The 19803-nt window shown below is 56.0% G+C and carries 21 protein-coding genes; all 21 read right to left on the reverse strand.

The annotated features are described in order from the left end of the window. Window positions 1-81 precede the first annotated feature (81 nt). The 21 genes from rpsN to rpoB all read right to left on the reverse strand — a co-directional run bounded on the left by rpsN (window position 82) and on the right by rpoB (window position 19713). Window positions 82-387, reverse strand: a complete 306-nt coding sequence (rpsN, locus tag ACZ9H3_RS13015) for a 30S ribosomal protein S14 (protein WP_065759203.1) — start codon at window positions 385-387, stop codon at window positions 82-84. A 13-nt stretch (window positions 388-400) separates the two neighbouring features. After that, the gene (gene rplE / locus ACZ9H3_RS13020; protein ID WP_009397500.1) at window positions 401-940 is read right to left on the reverse strand and encodes a 50S ribosomal protein L5; all 540 of its coding nucleotides are present in this window, start codon (window positions 938-940) and stop codon (window positions 401-403) included. Window positions 941-960: 20 nt separating this feature from the next. After that, window positions 961-1275 (reverse strand): 50S ribosomal protein L24, encoded by a 315-nt coding sequence (gene rplX, locus ACZ9H3_RS13025; RefSeq protein ID WP_008374158.1) that lies wholly within the window; start codon window positions 1273-1275, stop codon window positions 961-963. 11 nt (window positions 1276-1286) lie between these two features. Next, entirely contained in the window at window positions 1287-1655 is a 369-nt protein-coding gene (rplN, locus tag ACZ9H3_RS13030; protein WP_002555479.1) for a 50S ribosomal protein L14, read from the reverse strand. Between the two features lie 23 nt (window positions 1656-1678). Further along, window positions 1679-1945, reverse strand: coding sequence for a 30S ribosomal protein S17 (gene rpsQ / locus ACZ9H3_RS13035; RefSeq protein ID WP_008374160.1), 267 nt, complete (start codon window positions 1943-1945; stop codon window positions 1679-1681). A 2-nt stretch (window positions 1946-1947) separates the two neighbouring features. After that, window positions 1948-2139 (reverse strand): 50S ribosomal protein L29, encoded by a 192-nt coding sequence (rpmC, locus tag ACZ9H3_RS13040; RefSeq protein WP_065759204.1) that lies wholly within the window; start codon window positions 2137-2139, stop codon window positions 1948-1950. After that, window positions 2139-2552 carry a 50S ribosomal protein L16 gene (gene rplP, locus ACZ9H3_RS13045; RefSeq protein WP_003255479.1) on the reverse strand — a complete coding sequence of 138 codons (414 nt, stop codon included), beginning with the start codon at window positions 2550-2552 and terminating at the stop codon, window positions 2139-2141. The genes rpmC and rplP overlap by 1 nt, the downstream gene beginning before the upstream one ends. 12 nt (window positions 2553-2564) lie before the next feature. Beyond that, on the reverse strand, window positions 2565-3251 hold the full coding sequence (rpsC, locus tag ACZ9H3_RS13050; RefSeq protein ID WP_010220308.1) for a 30S ribosomal protein S3: 687 nt from the start codon (window positions 3249-3251) through the stop codon (window positions 2565-2567). A gap of 13 nt (window positions 3252-3264) precedes the next feature. Beyond that, window positions 3265-3597 carry a 50S ribosomal protein L22 gene (rplV, locus tag ACZ9H3_RS13055; RefSeq protein WP_003103908.1) on the reverse strand — a complete coding sequence of 111 codons (333 nt, stop codon included), beginning with the start codon at window positions 3595-3597 and terminating at the stop codon, window positions 3265-3267. A gap of 11 nt (window positions 3598-3608) precedes the next feature. Continuing rightward, window positions 3609-3884 carry a 30S ribosomal protein S19 gene (gene rpsS, locus ACZ9H3_RS13060; protein ID WP_002555486.1) on the reverse strand — a complete coding sequence of 92 codons (276 nt, stop codon included), beginning with the start codon at window positions 3882-3884 and terminating at the stop codon, window positions 3609-3611. 16 nt (window positions 3885-3900) lie between these two features. Next, entirely contained in the window at window positions 3901-4725 is an 825-nt protein-coding gene (gene rplB, locus ACZ9H3_RS13065; RefSeq protein ID WP_065759205.1) for a 50S ribosomal protein L2, read from the reverse strand. A 14-nt stretch (window positions 4726-4739) separates the two neighbouring features. After that, entirely contained in the window at window positions 4740-5039 is a 300-nt protein-coding gene (gene rplW / locus ACZ9H3_RS13070) for a 50S ribosomal protein L23 (RefSeq protein ID WP_065759206.1), read from the reverse strand. After that, the gene (gene rplD / locus ACZ9H3_RS13075; RefSeq protein ID WP_065759207.1) at window positions 5036-5638 is read right to left on the reverse strand and encodes a 50S ribosomal protein L4; all 603 of its coding nucleotides are present in this window, start codon (window positions 5636-5638) and stop codon (window positions 5036-5038) included. Before rplD ends, rplW begins: the two co-directional genes overlap by 4 nt. Before the next feature lie 12 nt (window positions 5639-5650). Next, window positions 5651-6286: a 50S ribosomal protein L3 gene (rplC, locus tag ACZ9H3_RS13080; protein WP_065759211.1), complete on the reverse strand. Its 636-nt coding sequence runs from the start codon at window positions 6284-6286 to the stop codon at window positions 5651-5653. A gap of 81 nt (window positions 6287-6367) precedes the next feature. Then, window positions 6368-6679, reverse strand: a complete 312-nt coding sequence (gene rpsJ / locus ACZ9H3_RS13085; RefSeq protein ID WP_003186070.1) for a 30S ribosomal protein S10 — start codon at window positions 6677-6679, stop codon at window positions 6368-6370. A gap of 142 nt (window positions 6680-6821) precedes the next feature. Further along, window positions 6822-8015, reverse strand: coding sequence for an elongation factor Tu (gene tuf / locus ACZ9H3_RS13090; RefSeq protein ID WP_099775969.1), 1194 nt, complete (start codon window positions 8013-8015; stop codon window positions 6822-6824). 30 nt (window positions 8016-8045) lie between these two features. Beyond that, window positions 8046-10178: an elongation factor G gene (gene fusA / locus ACZ9H3_RS13095; RefSeq protein WP_065761366.1), complete on the reverse strand. Its 2133-nt coding sequence runs from the start codon at window positions 10176-10178 to the stop codon at window positions 8046-8048. A 30-nt stretch (window positions 10179-10208) separates the two neighbouring features. After that, window positions 10209-10679 (reverse strand): 30S ribosomal protein S7, encoded by a 471-nt coding sequence (gene rpsG, locus ACZ9H3_RS13100; protein ID WP_003246741.1) that lies wholly within the window; start codon window positions 10677-10679, stop codon window positions 10209-10211. A gap of 120 nt (window positions 10680-10799) precedes the next feature. Then, window positions 10800-11171, reverse strand: a complete 372-nt coding sequence (rpsL, locus tag ACZ9H3_RS13105; RefSeq protein ID WP_003186084.1) for a 30S ribosomal protein S12 — start codon at window positions 11169-11171, stop codon at window positions 10800-10802. 203 nt (window positions 11172-11374) lie between these two features. Further along, window positions 11375-15574, reverse strand: coding sequence for a DNA-directed RNA polymerase subunit beta' (rpoC, locus tag ACZ9H3_RS13110; RefSeq protein WP_476221046.1), 4200 nt, complete (start codon window positions 15572-15574; stop codon window positions 11375-11377). 65 nt (window positions 15575-15639) lie between these two features. Further along, window positions 15640-19713, reverse strand: a complete 4074-nt coding sequence (rpoB, locus tag ACZ9H3_RS13115) for a DNA-directed RNA polymerase subunit beta (protein ID WP_065761368.1) — start codon at window positions 19711-19713, stop codon at window positions 15640-15642. Window positions 19714-19803: the final 90 nt, after the last annotated feature.

The following is a 19803-nucleotide window of genomic DNA, read 5'->3' on the forward strand; positions in this document are numbered from 1 at the left end:
CCCATAAGGGGCTTGTTTCGTTGCCAGGTCACCGGCGGTCGGAAGATTACTCCTCCTCCACCGGGACACTATCGGCACGTCTTACCAGCTGGCTTTAACCAGACCTGGAACGTCACCGCGCATTGCTGCTTCACGCAGCTTGTTACGGCCCAGGCCGAACTTGCGGTAAACGCCGTGTGGACGGCCGGTGATGCGGCAGCGGTTACGCATGCGCGAGGCGCTTGCGTCACGTGGCTGCTTCTGCAGAGCTACAGCTGCTGCCCAACGCTCTTCTGGAGTTGCATTCAGATTAACGATGGTAGCTTTGAGCTCAGCACGCTTCTTGGCGTATTTAGCAACCGTGAGCTGACGCTTCAGCTCGCGGTTTTTCATGCTCTTCTTGGCCATTTTCCTACTCCAATCAGTTGCGGAACGGGAATTTGAAAGCACGCAGCAGGGCGCGACCTTCGTCATCCGTACGAGCAGTAGTGGTCAGGGTAATGTCCAGACCGCGGAGAGCATCGATCTTGTCGTAATCGATTTCCGGGAAGATGATCTGCTCTTTCACGCCCATGCTGTAGTTGCCACGACCATCGAAGGACTTGGCATTCAGGCCGCGGAAGTCGCGAACCCGAGGCAGGGAGATCGCCAGCAGGCGGTCCAGGAATTCGTACATACGATCGCGGCGCAGAGTAACTTTAACGCCAATCGGCCAGCCCTCACGGACTTTGAAGCCCGCGATGGATTTCCGTGCGAAAGTCACAACGGCTTTTTGACCGGTGATCTTTTCCAGGTCAGCAACAGCGTGCTCGATGACTTTTTTGTCGCCGATCGCTTCGCCCAGACCCATGTTCAGGGTGATTTTGGTAACGCGCGGAACTTCCATCACGTTCGCCAGCTTAAGTTCTTCCTTAAGCTTGGGAGCGATTTCCTTCCGATAAATCTCTTTCAGTCGTGCCATGGTCTTCTACCTAGCAGTGTTCAAGCATCAACCGCTTTTTGGGTCGACTTGAAGACACGAATTTTTTTGCCTTCTTCTACTTTGAAACCAACGCGGTCAGCCTTGTTGGTTTCGCCGTTGAAAATGGCGACGTTGGAAGCGTGCAGTGGCGCTTCTTTCTCGACGATACCGCCTTGTACGCCCGACATAGGGTTAGGCTTGGTATGACGCTTCACCAGGTTGATCCCACCAACGACCAGACGGTCATCAGCGAGCACCTTCAGCACCTTACCGCGCTTACCTTTGTCTTTGCCGGCGATCACGATGATCTCGTCGTCACGACGAATCTTTTGCATGTCGGATCTCCTTACAGCACTTCTGGGGCGAGCGAGACGATCTTCATGAACTTCTCAGTACGAAGTTCACGGGTCACTGGCCCAAAGATACGGGTGCCGATTGGCTCTTGCTTGTTGTTCAACAGAACAGCAGCGTTGCCATCAAAGCGGATAATCGAACCATCGGCACGGCGAACGCCGTGACGGGTGCGGACTACAACAGCAGTCATCACCTGGCCCTTTTTCACTTTACCGCGAGGAATTGCTTCCTTGACGGTTACTTTGATGATGTCACCGATACCGGCGTAACGACGGTGGGAACCGCCGAGCACCTTGATGCACATGACGCGACGAGCGCCGCTGTTATCGGCCACATCGAGCATGGATTGAGTCTGAATCATAAAATTTCTCCGACCCTTAGCCCTTAGACTTCAACAGCGCGTTCGAGAACTTCAACCAGTGCCCAGGACTTGGTCTTGGCCAGCGGACGGGTCTCGCGAATGGAGACCTTGTCGCCGATGTGGCACTGATTGGTTTCGTCGTGCGCGTGCAGCTTAGTCGAACGCTTAACGTATTTACCGTAGATCGGGTGCTTAACGCGACGCTCGATCAGTACGGTGATGGTCTTGTCCATTTTGTCGCTGACGACACGGCCAGTCAGCGTACGGACGGTTTTTTCAGCTTCAGCCATGATCACTTACCTGCCTGCTGGTTGAGCACAGTTTTCACGCGAGCGATGTCACGCTTAACTTGCGAGAGCAGGTGCGACTGCCCCAACTGGCCAGTTGCTTTCTGCATGCGCAGATTGAACTGGTCGCGCAGCAAGCCGAGCAGTTGCTCGTTCAGTTGCTGTGCTGATTTGTCACGAAGTTCATTCGCTTTCATCACATCACCGTCCGCTTAACAAAGGAGGTGGCGAGAGGCAGCTTTGCAGCCGCCAAGGCGAATGCCTCACGCGCCAGCTCTTCAGAAACACCCTCGATCTCGTACAGGACTTTGCCTGGCTGGATCTGGGCAACCCAGTACTCCACGGAACCCTTACCTTTACCCATCCGCACTTCGAGAGGCTTCTTGGAGATCGGCTTGTCCGGGAATACACGGATCCAGATCTTGCCGCCACGTTTTACGTGACGAGTCAGAGCACGACGTGCCGACTCGATCTGGCGAGCGGTGAGACGACCGCGAGCAACAGCTTTCAGAGCAAATTCGCCGAAGCTGACTTTGCTACCGCGCAGTGCCAGACCACGGTTGTGGCCGGTCATCTGCTTGCGGAATTTTGTACGCTTTGGTTGCAACATTTGGCGTACCCCTTACTTAGCAGCTTTTTTACGAGGCGCTGGTGCTTGTGGTTTCAGTTCTTCTTGGCGACCACCGATAACTTCGCCTTTGAAGATCCAAACCTTGACACCGATCACACCATAAGTGGTGTGAGCTTCGTAGGTGGCATAGTCGATATCGGCACGCAGGGTGTGCAGTGGCACACGACCTTCGCGATACCATTCAGTACGTGCGATTTCAGCACCGCCGAGACGACCGCTCACTTGGATTTTGATGCCTTTGGCACCAATACGCATGGCGTTCTGTACAGCGCGCTTCATGGCGCGACGGAACATCACACGACGCTCCAGCTGCTGAGCTACGCTCTGAGCAACCAGCATACCGTCGAGTTCCGGCTTGCGGATCTCTTCGATATTGATGTGCACAGGCACACCCATTTGCTTGGTCAGGTCCTGACGCAGTTTTTCAACATCCTCACCTTTCTTCCCGATAACGATACCTGGACGAGCGGTGTGGATGGTGATGCGTGCAGTTTGGGCCGGACGATGGATATCGATACGGCTAACGGACGCGCTTTTTAGTTTGTCTTGGAGATACTCACGCACGTTCAGATCTGCGAGCAAATAGTCCGCATAAGTCCGACCGTCTGCATACCAGACGGAGGTGTGCTCCTTGACGATTCCCAGGCGAATGCCAGTGGGATGTACTTTCTGACCCATCTGATCGACTCCGTTACTTGTCCGCAACCTTGACAGTGATATGGCAAGACCGCTTGACGATGCGATCAGCGCGGCCTTTGGCACGCGGCATGATACGCTTCAGCGAACGCCCTTCGTTGACGAAAACGGTGGAGACCTTCAGGTCATCAACGTCTGCGCCTTCGTTATGCTCGGCGTTGGCTACGGCCGACTCGAGGACTTTCTTCATGATTTCAGCGGCTTTCTTGCTGCTGAAGGCCAACAGGTTGAGCGCTTCGCCCACCTTCTTCCCGCGGATCTGGTCGGCGACCAAGCGGGCTTTCTGGGCGGAGATGCGAGCGCCCGACAACTTAGCGGCTACTTCCATTTCCTTACCCCTTAACGCTTGGCTTTCTTGTCAGCCACGTGCCCGCGGTAGGTGCGGGTACCGGCGAACTCGCCCAGTTTATGGCCGACCATGTCTTCGTTCACGAGAACTGGGACGTGTTGGCGACCGTTGTGTACCGCGATGGTCAAACCGACCATTTGTGGCAGGATCATGGAACGGCGCGACCAGGTTTTAACTGGTTTGCGATCGTTCTTTTCCGCCGCCACTTCGATCTTCTTCAGTAGGTGAAGATCAATAAAAGGACCTTTTTTCAGAGAACGTGGCACTGTCGTATCCCTCTATTTACTTGCGACGACGGACGATCATATTGTCGGTACGCTTATTACCACGAGTCTTAGCACCCTTAGTCGGGAAGCCCCATGGCGATACCGGATGACGACCACCGGAGGTACGACCTTCACCACCACCGTGCGGGTGGTCAACCGGGTTCATGGCAACACCACGAACGGTTGGGCGAACGCCACGCCAGCGTTTAGCACCAGCTTTACCCAGCGAACGCAGGCTGTGCTCGGAGTTCGAGACTTCACCCAGGGTCGCACGGCATTCAGCCAGGACTTTACGCATTTCACCAGAGCGCAGACGCAGGGTCACGTAGACACCTTCGCGAGCGATCAGCTGAGCCGAAGCACCAGCGGAACGAGCGATTTGTGCACCTTTGCCCGGCTTCAGTTCGATGCCGTGAATGGTGCTACCCACTGGGATGTTACGCAGCTGCAGGGAGTTGCCTGGCTTGATTGGAGCCAGAGCACCTGCGATCAGCTGGTCGCCAGCACTCACGCCTTTAGGGGCGATGATGTAGCGGCGCTCGCCGTCTGCATAGCACAGCAGTGCGATGTGAGCAGTACGGTTTGGATCGTATTCAATACGCTCGACAGTGGCGGCGATGCCGTCCTTGTCGTTGCGACGGAAGTCGACCATACGGTAATGCTGCTTATGACCACCACCTACGTGACGAGTAGTGATGCGGCCATTGTTGTTACGACCACCAGTCTTCGATTTCTTCTCGAGCAGCGGTGCGTGAGGAGCGCCTTTATGCAGCTCCTGGTTGACCACCTTGACCACGAAACGGCGGCCAGGGGAAGTCGGTTTGCATTTAACGATTGCCATGATGCACCCCTTCCTTACTCAGCACTGCTGCTGAAATCGAGATCTTGGCCTGGCTGAAGGGATACGATCGCCTTCTTCCAGTCATTGCGCTTGCCCAGACCACGAGCGGTGCGCTTGGTCTTACCCAGAACGTTCACGGTAGTGACGTTCTCGACCTTGACACCGAACAGACCTTCGACAGCCTTCTTGATTTCCAGCTTGGTTGCATCAGTAGCAACCTTGAATACGAACTGGCCTTTCTTCTCAGCCAGAACCGTGGCCTTCTCGGAAACGTGCGGGCCAAGTAGAACTTTAAATACGCGTTCCTGGTTCATCCCAGCAGCTCCTCGAATTTCTTCACGGCCGACACAGTGATCAACACTTTGTCGTATGCGATCAGACTGACCGGATCGGAACCTTGTACGTCACGTACATCGACGTGCGGCAGGTTGCGAGCAGCCAGGTACAGATTCTGATCAACAGCCTCAGAAACGATCAGTACGTCGGTCAGACCCATACCGTTCAGCTTGTTCAGCAGGTCTTTGGTTTTCGGTGCTTCAACAGCGAAGTCCTGAACCACGACCAGACGGTCGGTACGCACCAGCTCAGCGAGGATGGAGCGCAGTGCTGCGCGGTACATCTTCTTGTTGAGCTTCTGCGAGTGATCCTGAGGACGAGCTGCGAAAGTGGTACCGCCGCCACGCCAGATTGGGCTACGGATAGTACCGGCACGAGCACGGCCAGTACCTTTCTGACGCCATGGGCGCTTACCGCCACCAGCAACGTCGGAACGGGTTTTCTGCTGCTTGGTACCTTGACGGCCGCCAGCCATGTAGGCCACGACTGCTTGGTGAACCAGCGTCTCGTTGAATTCGCCGCCGAAAGTCAGTTCGGAAACTTCGATCGCTTGAGCGTCATTTACATTTAGTTGCATGTCAGCTTCCCCTTAACCGCGAGCCTTGGCAGCCGGACGCACAACCAGATCGCCGCCAGTAGCGCCAGGAACGGCACCCTTGACCAGCAACAGATTGCGTTCAGCGTCGACGCGCACTACTTCGAGGGACTGAACGGTCACGCGCTCGGCGCCCATATGACCGGACATTTTTTTGCCCTTGAATACACGACCAGGAGTCTGGCACTGGCCGATAGAGCCCGGGACGCGGTGGGAAACGGAGTTACCGTGGGTGTTATCTTGACCGCGGAAATTCCAACGCTTGATGGTACCGGCAAAGCCTTTACCTTTGGACTGACCGGTAACATCTACCAGTTGGCCTGCAGCGAAGAGTTCAGCATTGATCAAGTCGCCAGCCTGGTACTCGCCTTCTTCAAGGCGGAATTCCCAGACACCGCGACCAGCGGCAACGTTCGCTTTAGCGAAGTGACCTGCTTGAGCAGCAGTCACGCGCGAAGCACGACGCTCACCTACAGTGACTTGCACTGCACGATAGCCATCGGTTTCTTCAGTTTTGAACTGGGTGACGCGATTCGGCTCGATCTCAATGACCGTGACCGGAATGGAGACACCTTCTTCGGTGAAAATACGGGTCATACCGCATTTACGACCGACTACACCAATAGTCATGTTGTAAACCTCATGAGTGTACGGGGCTTTCACCCGCTATGGCCGCCCATTTCAGAGCGTTACACGACTAAGACCCGAGTCTTAGCCGAGGCTGATCTGCACTTCCACACCTGCCGCAAGATCAAGCTTCATAAGTGCATCAACGGTTTTATCCGTTGGCTGGACGATATCCAGTACGCGCTTATGAGTACGGATCTCGTACTGGTCACGCGCGTCTTTGTTGACGTGCGGGGAGACCAGAACGGTGAACCGCTCTTTACGGGTAGGCAGTGGAATTGGACCACGCACTTGAGCACCAGTACGTTTCGCGGTTTCCACGATTTCCTGGGTGGATTGGTCGATCAGGCGATGGTCAAAAGCCTTCAACCTGATACGGATTTGCTGATTTTGCATTGGATTTCAGACTCCAGGCTGCTATTCCCACCGGGCGCACTACGCCCGTTAAAAGGAGGCGTGATTCTATAGACGCCCCAGTTGGGTGTCAACCCAATAAAAAAAGCCCCCGCTGAGCGGGGGCTTTTCAAAGCATCGAATATTACTCGATGATTTTGGCTACGACGCCAGCGCCGACGGTACGACCGCCTTCACGGATAGCGAAACGCAGACCATCTTCCATTGCGATGGTTTTGATCAGAGTGACAGTCATCTGGATGTTGTCACCTGGCATTACCATTTCAACGCCTTCTGGCAGCTCGCAGTTACCAGTCACGTCAGTAGTACGGAAGTAGAACTGTGGACGGTAGCCTTTGAAGAACGGAGTATGACGGCCGCCTTCTTCCTTGCTCAGAACGTAAACTTCTGCGGTGAACTTGGTGTGCGGCTTAACCGAACCTGGCTTAACCAGAACCTGACCACGCTCAACGTCGTCACGCTTGGTACCACGCAGCAGAACGCCGCAGTTCTCGCCAGCACGACCTTCGTCCAGCAGCTTGCGGAACATCTCAACACCGGTGCAGGTGGTGGTGGTGGTGTCACGCAGACCAACGATTTCCAGAGCGTCTTGAACGCGGACGATACCACGCTCGATACGACCGGTAACAACAGTACCACGACCCGAGATCGAGAATACGTCTTCGATTGGCATCAGGAACGGCTTGTCGATAGCGCGCTCTGGCTCTGGGATGTAGCTGTCCAGAGTTTCAACCAGCTTCTTGACAGCGGTGGTACCCATGCCGTTGTCGTCTTTGCCTTCCAGCGCCATACGAGCAGAACCGATGATGATCGGAGTGTCGTCGCCTGGGAAGTCATAGGTGGACAGCAGGTCGCGAACTTCCATCTCAACCAGTTCCAGCAGCTCTGCGTCGTCTACCAGGTCAGCCTTGTTCAGGAAGACCACGATGTACGGAACGCCTACCTGACGGGACAGCAGGATGTGCTCACGGGTTTGTGGCATCGGACCATCGGCGGCCGAGCAAACCAGGATAGCGCCGTCCATCTGAGCAGCACCGGTGATCATGTTCTTCACGTAGTCAGCGTGACCTGGGCAGTCAACGTGAGCGTAGTGACGAATGTTCGAGTTGTACTCGACGTGCGCGGTGTTGATGGTGATACCGCGAGCTTTCTCTTCTGGAGCGCTGTCGATCTTGTCGAATTCGACAACAGCCGAACCGAAAACTTCGGAGCAGACGCGAGTCAGAGCAGCAGTCAGAGTGGTTTTACCATGGTCAACGTGACCGATGGTGCCAACGTTGACGTGCGGAAGGGAACGATCAAATTTTTCTTTAGCCACGACAATTAACTCCTAGCCTAAAGGACTGAATCAGCCTTGTTTTTTAACGAGCGCTTCGACGATGTTCGACGGAGCCTCAGCGTATTTGGAGAATTCCATGGAGTAGCTCGCGCGACCCTGAGACATGGAACGAACGTCGGTCGCATAACCGAACATCTCTCCGAGCGGAACTTCAGCACGGACAACCTTGCCGGACACCGAATCTTCCATACCCTGGATCAGACCACGACGACGGTTCAGGTCACCCATCACGTCACCCATGTAGTCCTCAGGGGTCACAACTTCCACCTTCATGATCGGCTCAAGCACTTTACCGCCGCCTTTCGTGGCCAGCTGCTTGGTCGCCATGGAGGCCGCCACCTTGAACGCCATCTCGTTGGAGTCGACGTCGTGGTAGGAACCATCAAACACGGTTGCCTTCAGGCCGATCAGCGGATAGCCGGCAACGATGCCGTTCTTCATCTGCTCTTCGATACCCTTCTGGATAGCCGGGATGTATTCCTTCGGAACCACACCACCCACAACCTCGTTAGTGAAAACCAGGCCTTCGGTGATGTTGCCCTTATCGTCCACGTCTGGCTGCGAGAAGCGAATCCAGCAGTGACCGAACTGACCGCGACCACCGGACTGACGGACGAACTTACCTTCGATCTCGACGTTGTCCTTGGTGATCTGCTCGCGGTAGGAAACCTGTGGCTTACCGATGTTGGCTTCAACGTTGAACTCGCGCTTCATGCGGTCAACGAGGATGTCCAGGTGAAGCTCGCCCATACCCGAGATAATGGTCTGGCCGGTTTCTTCGTCGGTCTTGACGCGGAACGACGGGTCTTCCTGAGCCAACTTGCCCAGTGCGATACCCATCTTTTCCTGATCCTGCTTGGTTTTCGGCTCAACAGCTACCGAAATTACCGGCTCAGGGAAATCCATACGCTCAAGGATTACCGGCTTGTCGGCGTCACAGAGGGTATCACCAGTGGTGACATCTTTCATGCCGATCAGCGCAGCGATGTCGCCTGCACGTACTTCCTTGATCTCTTCACGCTGGTTGGCGTGCATCTGCACCATACGACCAACGCGCTCTTTCTTGCCCTTGACCGAGTTGATCACGGAGTCACCAGAGCTCAGGAAGCCCGAGTAGACGCGCACGAAAGTCAGAGTACCAACGAATGGGTCGGTAGCGATCTTGAACGCCAAAGCCGAGAACGGCTCATCATCGCTAGCGTGACGCTCGATTTTCGGAGCGCTTTCGTCGTCGATGTTGTCCGGGTGGATACCCTGAATTGCAGGGATCTCGGTCGGAGCAGGCAGGAAGTCGATAACGGCGTCAAGAACCAGAGGAACACCCTTGTTCTTGAAGGAAGAGCCGCAGACAGCCGGAACGATCTCGCTAGCCAGGGTGCGAGCACGCAGACCAGCCTTGATTTCTTCGACGGACAGCTCACCTTCTTCAAGGTACTTGTTCATCAGCTCTTCGTTGGCCTCAGCAGCAGCTTCGACCATATTGGCGCGCCACTCTTCAGCCAGCTCCAGCATATCAGCAGGAATTTCTTCCTCGCGATAGGTGGTGCCCTTGTCGTCTTCGTTCCAGTAGATCGCCTTCATCTTGATCAGATCAACCTGACCTTCGAAGTTCTCTTCCGAACCGATAGCCAGCTGGACAGGAACCGGGGTGTGACCCAGACGGTTCTTGATCTGACCAACTACGCGCAGGAAGTTAGCACCTGCACGGTCCATCTTGTTCACGTAAACAACACGTGGAACACCGTACTTGTTGGCCTGACGCCATACGGTTTCGGACTGAGGCTCAACACCGGAGGTACCGCAGAACACAACGACAGCACCGTCGAGTACACGCAGGGAACGCTCTACTTCAATAGTGAAGTCAACGTGGCCTGGTGTATCAATGACGTTTACGCGGTAGTTGTCGTACTGACCACGGGAACCTTTCCAGAAGGTAGTAACGGCAGCAGAGGTAATGGTAATACCCCGCTCCTGCTCCTGAACCATCCAGTCGGTGGTCGCGGCGCCATCATGCACCTCGCCCATTTTGTGGCTCAGGCCTGTGTAGAACAGGATCCGCTCGGTAGTGGTAGTCTTGCCCGCATCAACGTGCGCACAGATACCGATGTTACGGTAGCGGTTAATTGCTGTAGTACGAGCCATAAAGCCCTCGCAAAAAAATTGATGCTGTGATTAGAAGCGGTAGTGCGAGAAAGCCTTGTTGGCTTCAGCCATACGGTGTACGTCTTCACGCTTCTTGACTGCAGCACCTTTGCCTTCAGCAGCATCCAGCAGTTCGCCGGCCAGGCGCAGCGCCATGGACTTCTCGCCACGCTTGCGGGCGTAGTCTACCAGCCAGCGCATTGCCAGCGCGTTACGACGGGATGGACGAACTTCAACAGGAACCTGGTAAGTGGCACCGCCAACACGGCGCGACTTTACTTCGACCAGCGGAGCGATGGCGTCGAGAGCTTTCTCGAAGATTTCCAGGGGATCGCTGTTCTTGCGTGCTTTGACGGTATCCAGAGCACCGTAAACGATGCGCTCGGCTACGGCCTTCTTGCCGCTTTCCATCACGTGGTTCATGAACTTGGCGAGAATCTGGCTTCCGTATTTCGGATCGTCCAGAATCTCACGCTTGGCTGCTACACGACGTCTTGGCATTGATAAGCCCTCAAACGGTCTTCAGGTTAGCCCGGGACACCTGACCCACTGGGTGCGTGCCCGACCTTACTCTTATCGACTCAATAAAATGAATAACTGCAAACTGCTGCAAACGGCCGATTACTTCGGACGCTTGGTACCGTACTTCGAACGGCCTTGGTTACGACCTTTGACGCCGGAGGTATCCAGGGAACCGCGAACGGTGTGGTAACGAACACCTGGCAAGTCTTTTACACGACCGCCACGAATCAGCACCACGCTGTGCTCTTGCAGGTTGTGGCCTTCACCACCGATGTACGAGGAAACCTCGAAACCGTTGGTCAGACGCACACGGCATACTTTACGCAGTGCCGAGTTAGGTTTTTTCGGCGTGGTGGTGTACACACGAGTGCATACGCCACGACGTTGCGGGCAGTTCTGCAGCGCAGGAACGTCGGATTTCTCGACGATACGCTTACGCGGCTGACGTACCAGCTGGTTGATAGTTGCCATCTACTAGCTCCACTGTTGTCTTGCGACGCTATTGTCTTGCAAGAAAAGCAAAATGGCAGGACGAAGTCCCACCAAATTTAGGGGTACAAGAGTCTAAAGAGGATCTTGCCCCCAGTCAAGGCAAGGCCCCAGCCTCCCCTCCCCGGCTGTCGGTGACAATAACAGTCACCGACGACTGGAGTGAGGCCACCAGGGCCCTACGCTTAGTTGCCGCTGGAGTTCAGCGCTTCAGTCAGTGCGGCTTCCACCTCACTGGCACTTACACGCAGCGGCTTGTCGGCATCACGGCGACGCTTGCGCTCGCTGTGGTAAGCCAGACCGGTACCGGCCGGGATCAGACGACCTACGACCACGTTCTCTTTCAGGCCGCGCAGGTAATCGCGCTTGCCGGTTACCGCAGCTTCGGTCAGCACTCGGGTGGTCTCCTGGAAGGAGGCCGCCGAGATGAACGACTCGGTGGAGAGCGAAGCCTTGGTGATACCCAACAGTACGCGCGAGAACTTGGAGACGAACTTGTCTTCAGAAGCCAAGCGCTCGTTCTCTACCAGTACCTGGGTCAACTCCATCTGGTCGCCCTTGATGAAGCTGGAATCACCCGACTCGGCGATCTCAACCTTACGCAGCATCTGACGCAGGATGGTCTCGATGTGCTTGTCGTTGATCTTAACGCCTTGCAGACGGTAAACGTCCTGAATCTCGTTGACGATGTACTTGGCCAGCGCGCTCACACCCAGCAAACGCAGGATGTCGTGCGGATCGCTTGGACCGTCGGAGATAACTTCACCACGGTTCACTTGTTCGCCTTCGAAGACGTTCAGGTGACGCCACTTCGGAATCAGCTCTTCGTACGGCTCGCTGCCATCGTTCGGAGTGATAACCAGGCGGCGCTTGCCCTTGGTTTCTTTACCGAATGCAATGGTACCGCTGACTTCCGCGAGAATCGACGCTTCCTTCGGACGACGCGCTTCGAACAAGTCGGCAACGCGCGGCAGACCACCGGTGATGTCACGGGTCTTGGAAGTTTCTTGCGGGATACGTGCAATAACGTCACCCACACCGATTTGCGCACCGTCAGCAACACCAACCAGGGCGTTCGCCGGCAGGAAGTACTGAGCTGGTACATCGGTACCCGGCAGCAGCAGATCCTTGCCATTGACGTCGACCATCTTGATTGCAGGACGAATTTCCTTACCTGCAGCCGGACGGTCTTTAACGTCCAATACTTCGATGTTGGTCAAACCAGTCAATTCGTCGGTCTGACGCTTGATGGTAATGCCTTCTTCCATGCCCACGAAGGTCACGGTACCTTTCATTTCGGTAACGATCGGGTGGGTGTGCGGGTCCCACTTGGCAACGATCGCGCCAGCGTCGACCTTGTCACCTTCCTTGACCGAAATCACAGCACCGTAAGGCAGCTTGTAGCGCTCACGCTCACGACCGAATTCGTCGGCAATGGCCAGCTCACCGGAACGCGAGACCGCGACCAGATTGCCATCGGCACGCTCAACCTGCTTGAGGTTGTGCAGGCGAACCATACCGCCGTTCTTCACCTGGACGCTGTCGGCAGCCGAAGTACGGCTCGCAGCACCACCGATGTGGAACGTACGCATGGTCAGCTGGGTACCAGGCTCACCGATCGACTGGGCAGCGATAACGCCGACAGCCTCACCGATGTTGACCTGATGACCGCGAGCCAGGTCACGACCGTAGCACTTGGCACAGATACCGTAACGGGTTTCACAGCTGATCGGCGAGCGCACGATAACTTCATCGATGCTGTTCAGCTCGATGAACTCAACCCACTTCTCGTCTACCAGAGTGCCAGCAGGGACGATGACTTCGTCGGTGCCAGGCTTGAATACGTCACGGGCAATTACACGACCAAGTACACGCTCACCCAGCGGCTCAACGACGTCGCCACCTTCAATGTGCGGCGTCATCAGCAGGCCCTGTTCGGTGCCGCAATCGATCTCGGTCACTACCAGATCCTGCGCAACGTCTACCAGACGACGCGTCAGATAACCGGAGTTCGCAGTCTTCAACGCGGTATCCGCAAGACCCTTACGAGCACCGTGAGTCGAGATGAAGTACTGCAGTACGCTCAGACCTTCACGGAAGTTCGCGGTGATCGGCGTCTCGATGATCGAGCCGTCCGGCTTGGCCATCAGACCACGCATACCGGCCAACTGACGAATCTGAGCTGCCGAACCCCGAGCACCGGAGTCAGCCATCATGTACATGGAGTTGAAGGACTCTTGCTCGACTTCGTTGCCATCACGGTCGATAACCTTCTCTTTCGAGAGGTTGGCCATCATCGCCTTGGAAACTTCGTCGTTCGCCTTCGACCACAGGTCGATTACCTTGTTGTACTTCTCGCCCTGGGTTACCAGGCCGGAAGCGTACTGGCTCTCGATCTCTTTCACTTCGTCGGTAGCAGTACCGATGATGCGGGCTTTCTCATCCGGGATAACGAAGTCGTTAACACCGATGGAAACGCCAGAAATGGTCGAGTAGGCAAAACCGGTGTACATCAACTGGTCAGCGAAGATCACGGTCTCTTTCAGACCAACAACGCGGTAGCATTGGTTGATCAGCTTGGAGATCGCCTTTTTCTTCATCGGCTGGTTGACCACGTCGTACGACAGGCCGGCCGGAACCACCTGGAACAGCAGCGCACGGCCAACGGTTGTGTCGACGATACGGGTGTTCTTGACGCTGCCACCATCACGATCATTGACGGTTTCGTTGATACGAACCTTGATCTTGGCGTGCAGAGCGGCCTCACCAGCGCGGAACACGCGGTCGACTTCCTGCAGGTCAGCAAAAACGCGACCTTCGCCCTTGGCGTTGATGGCTTCACGGGTCATGTAGTACAGACCCAGTACCACGTCCTGCGAAGGAACGATGATCGGCTCACCGTTGGCTGGCGACAGGATGTTGTTGGTCGACATCATCAGCGCGCGCGCTTCCAGCTGGGCTTCCAGCGTCAGCGGCACGTGAACGGCCATCTGGTCACCGTCGAAGTCGGCGTTGTACGCAGCACAGACCAACGGGTGCAGCTGGATAGCCTTACCTTCGATCAGTACCGGTTCAAAAGCCTGGATACCCAGACGGTGAAGGGTCGGTGCACGGTTAAGCAGTACGGGGTGTTCGCGAATCACTTCGGCAAGAACGTCCCAGACCTCTGGCAGCTCGCGCTCGACCATTTTCTTGGCCGCTTTGATGGTGGTCGCCAGACCGCGCATCTCCAGCTTGCCGAAAATGAATGGTTTGAACAGCTCCAGAGCCATCTTCTTCGGCAGACCGCACTGGTGCAGACGCAGGGTCGGACCTACGGTAATTACCGAACGGCCAGAGTAGTCAACGCGCTTACCGAGCAAGTTCTGACGGAAACGACCTTGCTTACCCTTGATCATGTCAGCCAGGGATTTCAGAGGACGCTTGTTCGAGCCAGTGATGGCGCGGCCACGACGGCCGTTGTCGAGCAGTGCGTCGACCGCTTCCTGCAGCATGCGCTTTTCGTTGCGCACGATGATATCTGGCGCGGACAGGTCGAGCAGGCGCTTCAGACGGTTGTTACGGTTGATCACCCGACGATACAGATCGTTCAGGTCGGAGGTCGCGAAACGACCGCCGTCCAGCGGAACCAATGGGCGCAGATCTGGCGGCAGAACCGGCAGAACGGTCAGAACCATCCACTCAGGCAGGTTGCCGGAGCCCTGGAAGGCCTCCATCAGCTTCAGACGCTTGGACAGCTTCTTGATCTTGGTTTCCGAGTTGGTCTGCGGAATCTCTTCGCGCAGGCGGCCAATTTCGTGCTCCAGATCGATAGCGTGCAGCAGCTCACGTACAGCTTCGGCACCCATACGAGCGTCAAAGTCGTCGCCGAACTCTTCCAGCGCTTCGAAGTACTGCTCATCGTTCAGCAGTTGACCCTTTTCAAGGGTGGTCATGCCTGGATCGATAACGACATAGCTCTCGAAGTAGAGAACACGTTCGATATCACGCAGGGTCATATCCATCAGCAAGCCGATACGCGACGGCAGGGACTTCAGGAACCAGATGTGGGCAACCGGAGAGGCCAGCTCGATGTGCGCCATGCGCTCACGACGAACCTTGGCCAGGGCGACTTCAACGCCGCACTTCTCACAGATAACACCACGGTGCTTCAGGCGCTTGTACTTACCGCACAGGCACTCGTAGTCCTTGACTGGACCAAAAATCTTGGCGCAGAACAGACCGTCACGCTCGGGTTTGAACGTACGGTAGTTGATGGTTTCCGGTTTTTTAACTTCACCGAACGACCACGAACGGATCATCTCAGGCGAGGCCAATCCGATACGGATGGCGTCGAACTCTTCGACTTGACCCTGGTTTTTCAGCAAATTCAGTAGGTCTTTCAAGGCCTTTCCTCCTGGCGGAGCAGGGAGCGGGCTTGTTCAGCCACGCTCCCGATTCGCGTCACGTGTTATTCGGTTTCCAGATCGATATCGATACCGAGCGAACGAATCTCTTTGATCAACACGTTGAAGGACTCGGGCATGCCCGGCTCCATACGGTGATCGCCGTCCACGATGTTTTTGTACATCTTGGTCCGACCGTTCACGTCGTCCGACTTCACTGTGAGCATTTCTTGCAGGGTGTATGCCGCGCCGTATGCTTCCAGCGCCCACACTTCCATCTCCCCGAAACGCTGACCACCGAACTGCGCCTTACCACCCAGCGGCTGCTGAGTAACCAGGCTATAAGAACCAGTGGAACGCGCGTGCATCTTGTCGTCCACCAAGTGGTTCAGCTTGAGCATGTACATGTAACCAACGGTCACTGGACGCTCGAACTTGTTGCCGGTACGACCGTCGAACAGCTGCATCTGGCCGCTTTCTGGCATGTCTGCCAGTTTCAGCATGGCCTTGATTTCTTGCTCCTTGGCACCATCGAAGACCGGAGTTGCCATTGGCACACCGCCTTTCAGGTTTTTGGCCAGGTCAAGGATTTCCTGGTCGGTGAACGACTCCAGGTTCTCCTGACGACCACCGATTTCGTTGTAGATCTCGGTGAGGAACTTACGCAGTTCAGCGACTTTACGCTGCTCTTCGAGCATGCGGTTGATCTTCTCGCCCAAGCCCTTGGCCGCGAGGCCCAGGTGGGTTTCCAGGATCTGACCGACGTTCATACGCGATGGTACACCCAGCGGGTTGAGTACCACGTCTACCGGCGTACCGTTGGCATCGTGCGGCATGTCTTCGACAGGCATGATCACGGAGACCACACCCTTGTTACCGTGACGACCAGCCATCTTGTCGCCCGGCTGAATGCGACGACGGATTGCCAGGTAGACCTTGACGATCTTCAGTACGCCAGGAGCGAGGTCATCGCCCTGCTGCAGCTTGCGTTTCTTGTCTTCGAACTTGTCGTCCAGCAGACGGCGACGATCAACGATGTAGGCCTGGGCCTTCTCCAGTTGCTCGTTCAGCGCGTCTTCGGCCATGCGCAGTTTGAACCACTGGCCGTGCTCCAGACCGTCCAGAACTTCGTTAGTGATCTCGGTGCCTTTCTTCAGGCCCGCACCACCTTCAACGATCTGACCATTCAGGGCTGCACGCAGACGCTCGAAGGTTGCCCCTTCGACGATACGGAACTCTTCGTTGAGGTCTTTACGGATTTCGTCCAGCTGCATCTTCTCGATGGACAGCGCACGGCTATCGCGCTCGACACCATCACGGGTGAAGACCTGAACGTCGATGACAGTACCTTTGGTGCCGGTCGGCACGCGCAGGGAGGTGTCTTTAACGTCGCTAGCCTTCTCACCGAAGATCGCACGCAGCAGTTTTTCTTCCGGAGTCAGTTGAGTCTCGCCTTTTGGCGTGACCTTGCCGACCAGAATATCGCCAGCGCCAACCTCAGCACCAACATAAACGATACCGGCTTCGTCCAGCTTGTTCAGCGCAGCTTCACCCACATTCGGGATGTCCGCGGTGATTTCCTCTGGGCCAAGCTTGGTGTCACGGGCCACACAGGTCAGTTCCTGAATGTGGATCGTGGTGAAACGGTCTTCCTGAACCACACGCTCGGACAGGCAGATGGAGTCTTCGAAGTTGAAGCCGTTCCATGCCATGAACGCGATGCGCATGTTCTGACCCAATGCCAGTTCACCCATGTCGGTGGACGGGCCGTCAGCCATGATGTCGCCACGCTCAACGCGATCACCTTTGCTCACCAGCGGACGCTGGTTAATGCAGGTGTTCTGGTTAGAGCGGGTGTACTTGGTCAGGTTGTAGATGTCGACACCCGCTTCGCCGGTTTCGACTTCATCATCGGCAACACGGACCACGATACGACTGGCATCGACGGAGTCGATAACGCCACCACGACGAGCCACAACGCAAACGCCGGAGTCGCGTGCTACGTTGCGCTCCATACCGGTACCGACCAGCGGCTTGTCAGCACGCAGGGTTGGTACAGCTTGACGCTGCATGTTCGAACCCATCAACGCACGGTTGGCGTCGTCGTGCTCGAGGAACGGAATCAGCGACGCTGCAACCGAAACTACCTGCTTCGGCGAAACGTCCATCAGGGTGACGTCTTCCGGCGCCTTGACGGTGAATTCGTTCAGGTGACGAACGGCTACCAGTTCATCGATCAGTTGCTTCTTATCGTTCATCGCGGCCGAAGCCTGAGCGATGACGTGATCTGCTTCTTCGATCGCCGACAGGAACACGATTTCGTCGGTAACAACGCCCTCTTTCACCACACGGTACGGGCTTTCCAGGAAGCCGTACTGGTTGGTGCGCGCATATGCGGCCAAGGAGTTGATCAGACCGATGTTCGGACCTTCAGGGGTCTCGATCGGGCAAACGCGACCGTAGTGAGTCGGGTGTACGTCACGAACCTCAAAGCCCGCGCGCTCACGAGTCAGACCGCCAGGGCCGAGTGCAGAGACACGACGCTTGTGGGTAATTTCGGAGAGCGGGTTGTTCTGGTCCATGAACTGGGACAGCTGGCTCGAACCGAAGAACTCTTTCACCGCAGCCGCAACCGGCTTGGCGTTGATCAGGTCTTGCGGCATCAGGCCTTCGCTTTCTGCCATCGACAGACGTTCCTTGACCGCACGCTCGACGCGCACCAGGCCAACACGGAACTGGTTCTCAGCCATTTCGCCAACACAACGTACACGGCGGTTACCCAGGTGGTCGATGTCATCGACGATACCTTTGCCGTTACGAATGTCGACCAGGGTCTTCAGAACCTCGACGATGTCTTCCTTGCTCAGTACGCCCGAACCCTCGATCTCGGTACGACCGATACGACGGTTGAACTTCATGCGGCCAACAGCGGACAGATCGTACCGCTCGGCGCTGAAGAACAGGTTGTTGAACAGGGTCTCGGCAGCGTCCTTGGTTGGCGGCTCGCCTGGACGCATCATGCGGTAGATCTCGACCAGGGCTTCCAGCTGGTTGCCGGTAGAGTCGATTTTCAGGGTATCCGAAATGAACGGACCGCAGTCGATATCGTTGGTGTAGAGCGTCTCGATACGGACAACCTGAGCCTTGGCGATCTTGATCAGCAGCTCGGTGGTCAGTTCGGTGTTGCACTCACACAGGATTTCGCCGGTAGCCGGGTGCACGATGGCCTTGGCGGTGGTGCGACCCAAGACGTATTCCATTGGAACGTCCAGGTGCTTGACGCCTGCCTTTTCGAGCTGGTTGATGTGGCGGGCAGTAATACGACGGCCCTGCTCCACGATCACCTTGCCGGTCTCGTCATGGATGTCCATGACTGCGATTTCGCCACGCAGACGCTGAGGAACCAGTTCCAGGCTGAGTTTTTCACCGGAAACATGGAAAACGTTGGTGGTGTAGAAAGCGTTCAACACTTCTTCAGTGCTGTAGCCCAGCGCGCGCAGCAGCACCGAAGCCGGCAGCTTGCGGCGACGGTCGATACGAACGAATACGCAGTCTTTCGGGTCGAATTCGAAGTCCAACCACGAACCACGGTAAGGAATGATCCGAGCCGAGTACAACAGTTTGCCAGAGCTGTGAGTCTTGCCACGGTCGTGGTCGAAGAACACACCTGGCGAACGGTGCAGCTGGGAAACGATAACACGCTCGGTACCGTTAATAACGAAGGTACCGTTTTCAGTCATCAGGGGGATTTCACCCATGTAGACTTCTTGCTCTTTGATGTCCTTGATCGCTTTGTTCGACGACTCTTTGTCGAAAATGATCAGACGCACCTTCACCCGCAGTGGTACGGCGAAGGTTACGCCGCGCAGTACGCATTCTTTGACATCAAAAGCCGGTTCGCCCAGACGATAGCCAACGTACTCCAAGGCAGCATTGCCGGAGTAGCTGATGATCGGGAAAACCGATTTGAAGGCCGCATGCAGGCCCACGTCGCGGAACTGATCTTTGGTCGCTCCCGCTTGCAAGAATTCACGATACGAATCCAGCTGGATGGCCAGGAGGTAAGGCACATCCATGACGTCCGGCAACTTGCTAAAGTCCTTGCGGATACGTTTTTTCTCAGTGTATGAGTAAGCCATCAGCGTTCCCCAGCTTGGTCACCTGCTTGTTTGGCTCCTCCCGACGGAAGCAGCCAGAAAATCGTGCAAACCCCTTGGTTTGCGCCACCG

This window comes from Pseudomonas sp. TE3910, from assembly GCF_056279025.1.

Excerpts from the sequence above, each read along its gene's own strand:
- rplD (WP_065759207.1), bottom strand. The coding sequence starts at position 5,638 with ATGCAACTAAATGTAAATGACGCTCAAGCGATCGAAGTTTCCGAACTG.
- rpsN (WP_065759203.1), bottom strand. The coding sequence starts at position 387 with ATGGCCAAGAAGAGCATGAAAAACCGCGAGCTGAAGCGTCAGCTCACG.
- rpsG (WP_003246741.1), bottom strand. The coding sequence starts at position 10,679 with ATGCCAAGACGTCGTGTAGCAGCCAAGCGTGAGATTCTGGACGATCCG.
- rplX (WP_008374158.1), bottom strand. The coding sequence starts at position 1,275 with ATGCAAAAGATTCGTCGTGACGACGAGATCATCGTGATCGCCGGCAAA.
- rpsJ (WP_003186070.1), bottom strand. The coding sequence starts at position 6,679 with ATGCAAAATCAGCAAATCCGTATCAGGTTGAAGGCTTTTGACCATCGC.
- rpmC (WP_065759204.1), bottom strand. The coding sequence starts at position 2,139 with ATGAAAGCGAATGAACTTCGTGACAAATCAGCACAGCAACTGAACGAG.
- rplW (WP_065759206.1), bottom strand. The coding sequence starts at position 5,039 with ATGAACCAGGAACGCGTATTTAAAGTTCTACTTGGCCCGCACGTTTCC.
- rplV (WP_003103908.1), bottom strand. The coding sequence starts at position 3,597 with ATGGAAGTAGCCGCTAAGTTGTCGGGCGCTCGCATCTCCGCCCAGAAA.
- fusA (WP_065761366.1), bottom strand. The coding sequence starts at position 10,178 with ATGGCTCGTACTACAGCAATTAACCGCTACCGTAACATCGGTATCTGT.
- rplC (WP_065759211.1), bottom strand. The coding sequence starts at position 6,286 with ATGACTATTGGTGTAGTCGGTCGTAAATGCGGTATGACCCGTATTTTC.
- rpoB (WP_065761368.1), bottom strand. The coding sequence starts at position 19,713 with ATGGCTTACTCATACACTGAGAAAAAACGTATCCGCAAGGACTTTAGC.
- rpsQ (WP_008374160.1), bottom strand. The coding sequence starts at position 1,945 with ATGGCTGAAGCTGAAAAAACCGTCCGTACGCTGACTGGCCGTGTCGTC.
- rpsL (WP_003186084.1), bottom strand. The coding sequence starts at position 11,171 with ATGGCAACTATCAACCAGCTGGTACGTCAGCCGCGTAAGCGTATCGTC.
- rplE (WP_009397500.1), bottom strand. The coding sequence starts at position 940 with ATGGCACGACTGAAAGAGATTTATCGGAAGGAAATCGCTCCCAAGCTT.
- rplN (WP_002555479.1), bottom strand. The coding sequence starts at position 1,655 with ATGATTCAGACTCAATCCATGCTCGATGTGGCCGATAACAGCGGCGCT.
- rplB (WP_065759205.1), bottom strand. The coding sequence starts at position 4,725 with ATGGCAATCGTTAAATGCAAACCGACTTCCCCTGGCCGCCGTTTCGTG.
- rplP (WP_003255479.1), bottom strand. The coding sequence starts at position 2,552 with ATGTTGCAACCAAAGCGTACAAAATTCCGCAAGCAGATGACCGGCCAC.
- rpsC (WP_010220308.1), bottom strand. The coding sequence starts at position 3,251 with ATGGGTCAGAAAGTACATCCCACTGGCATTCGCCTGGGAATCGTCAAG.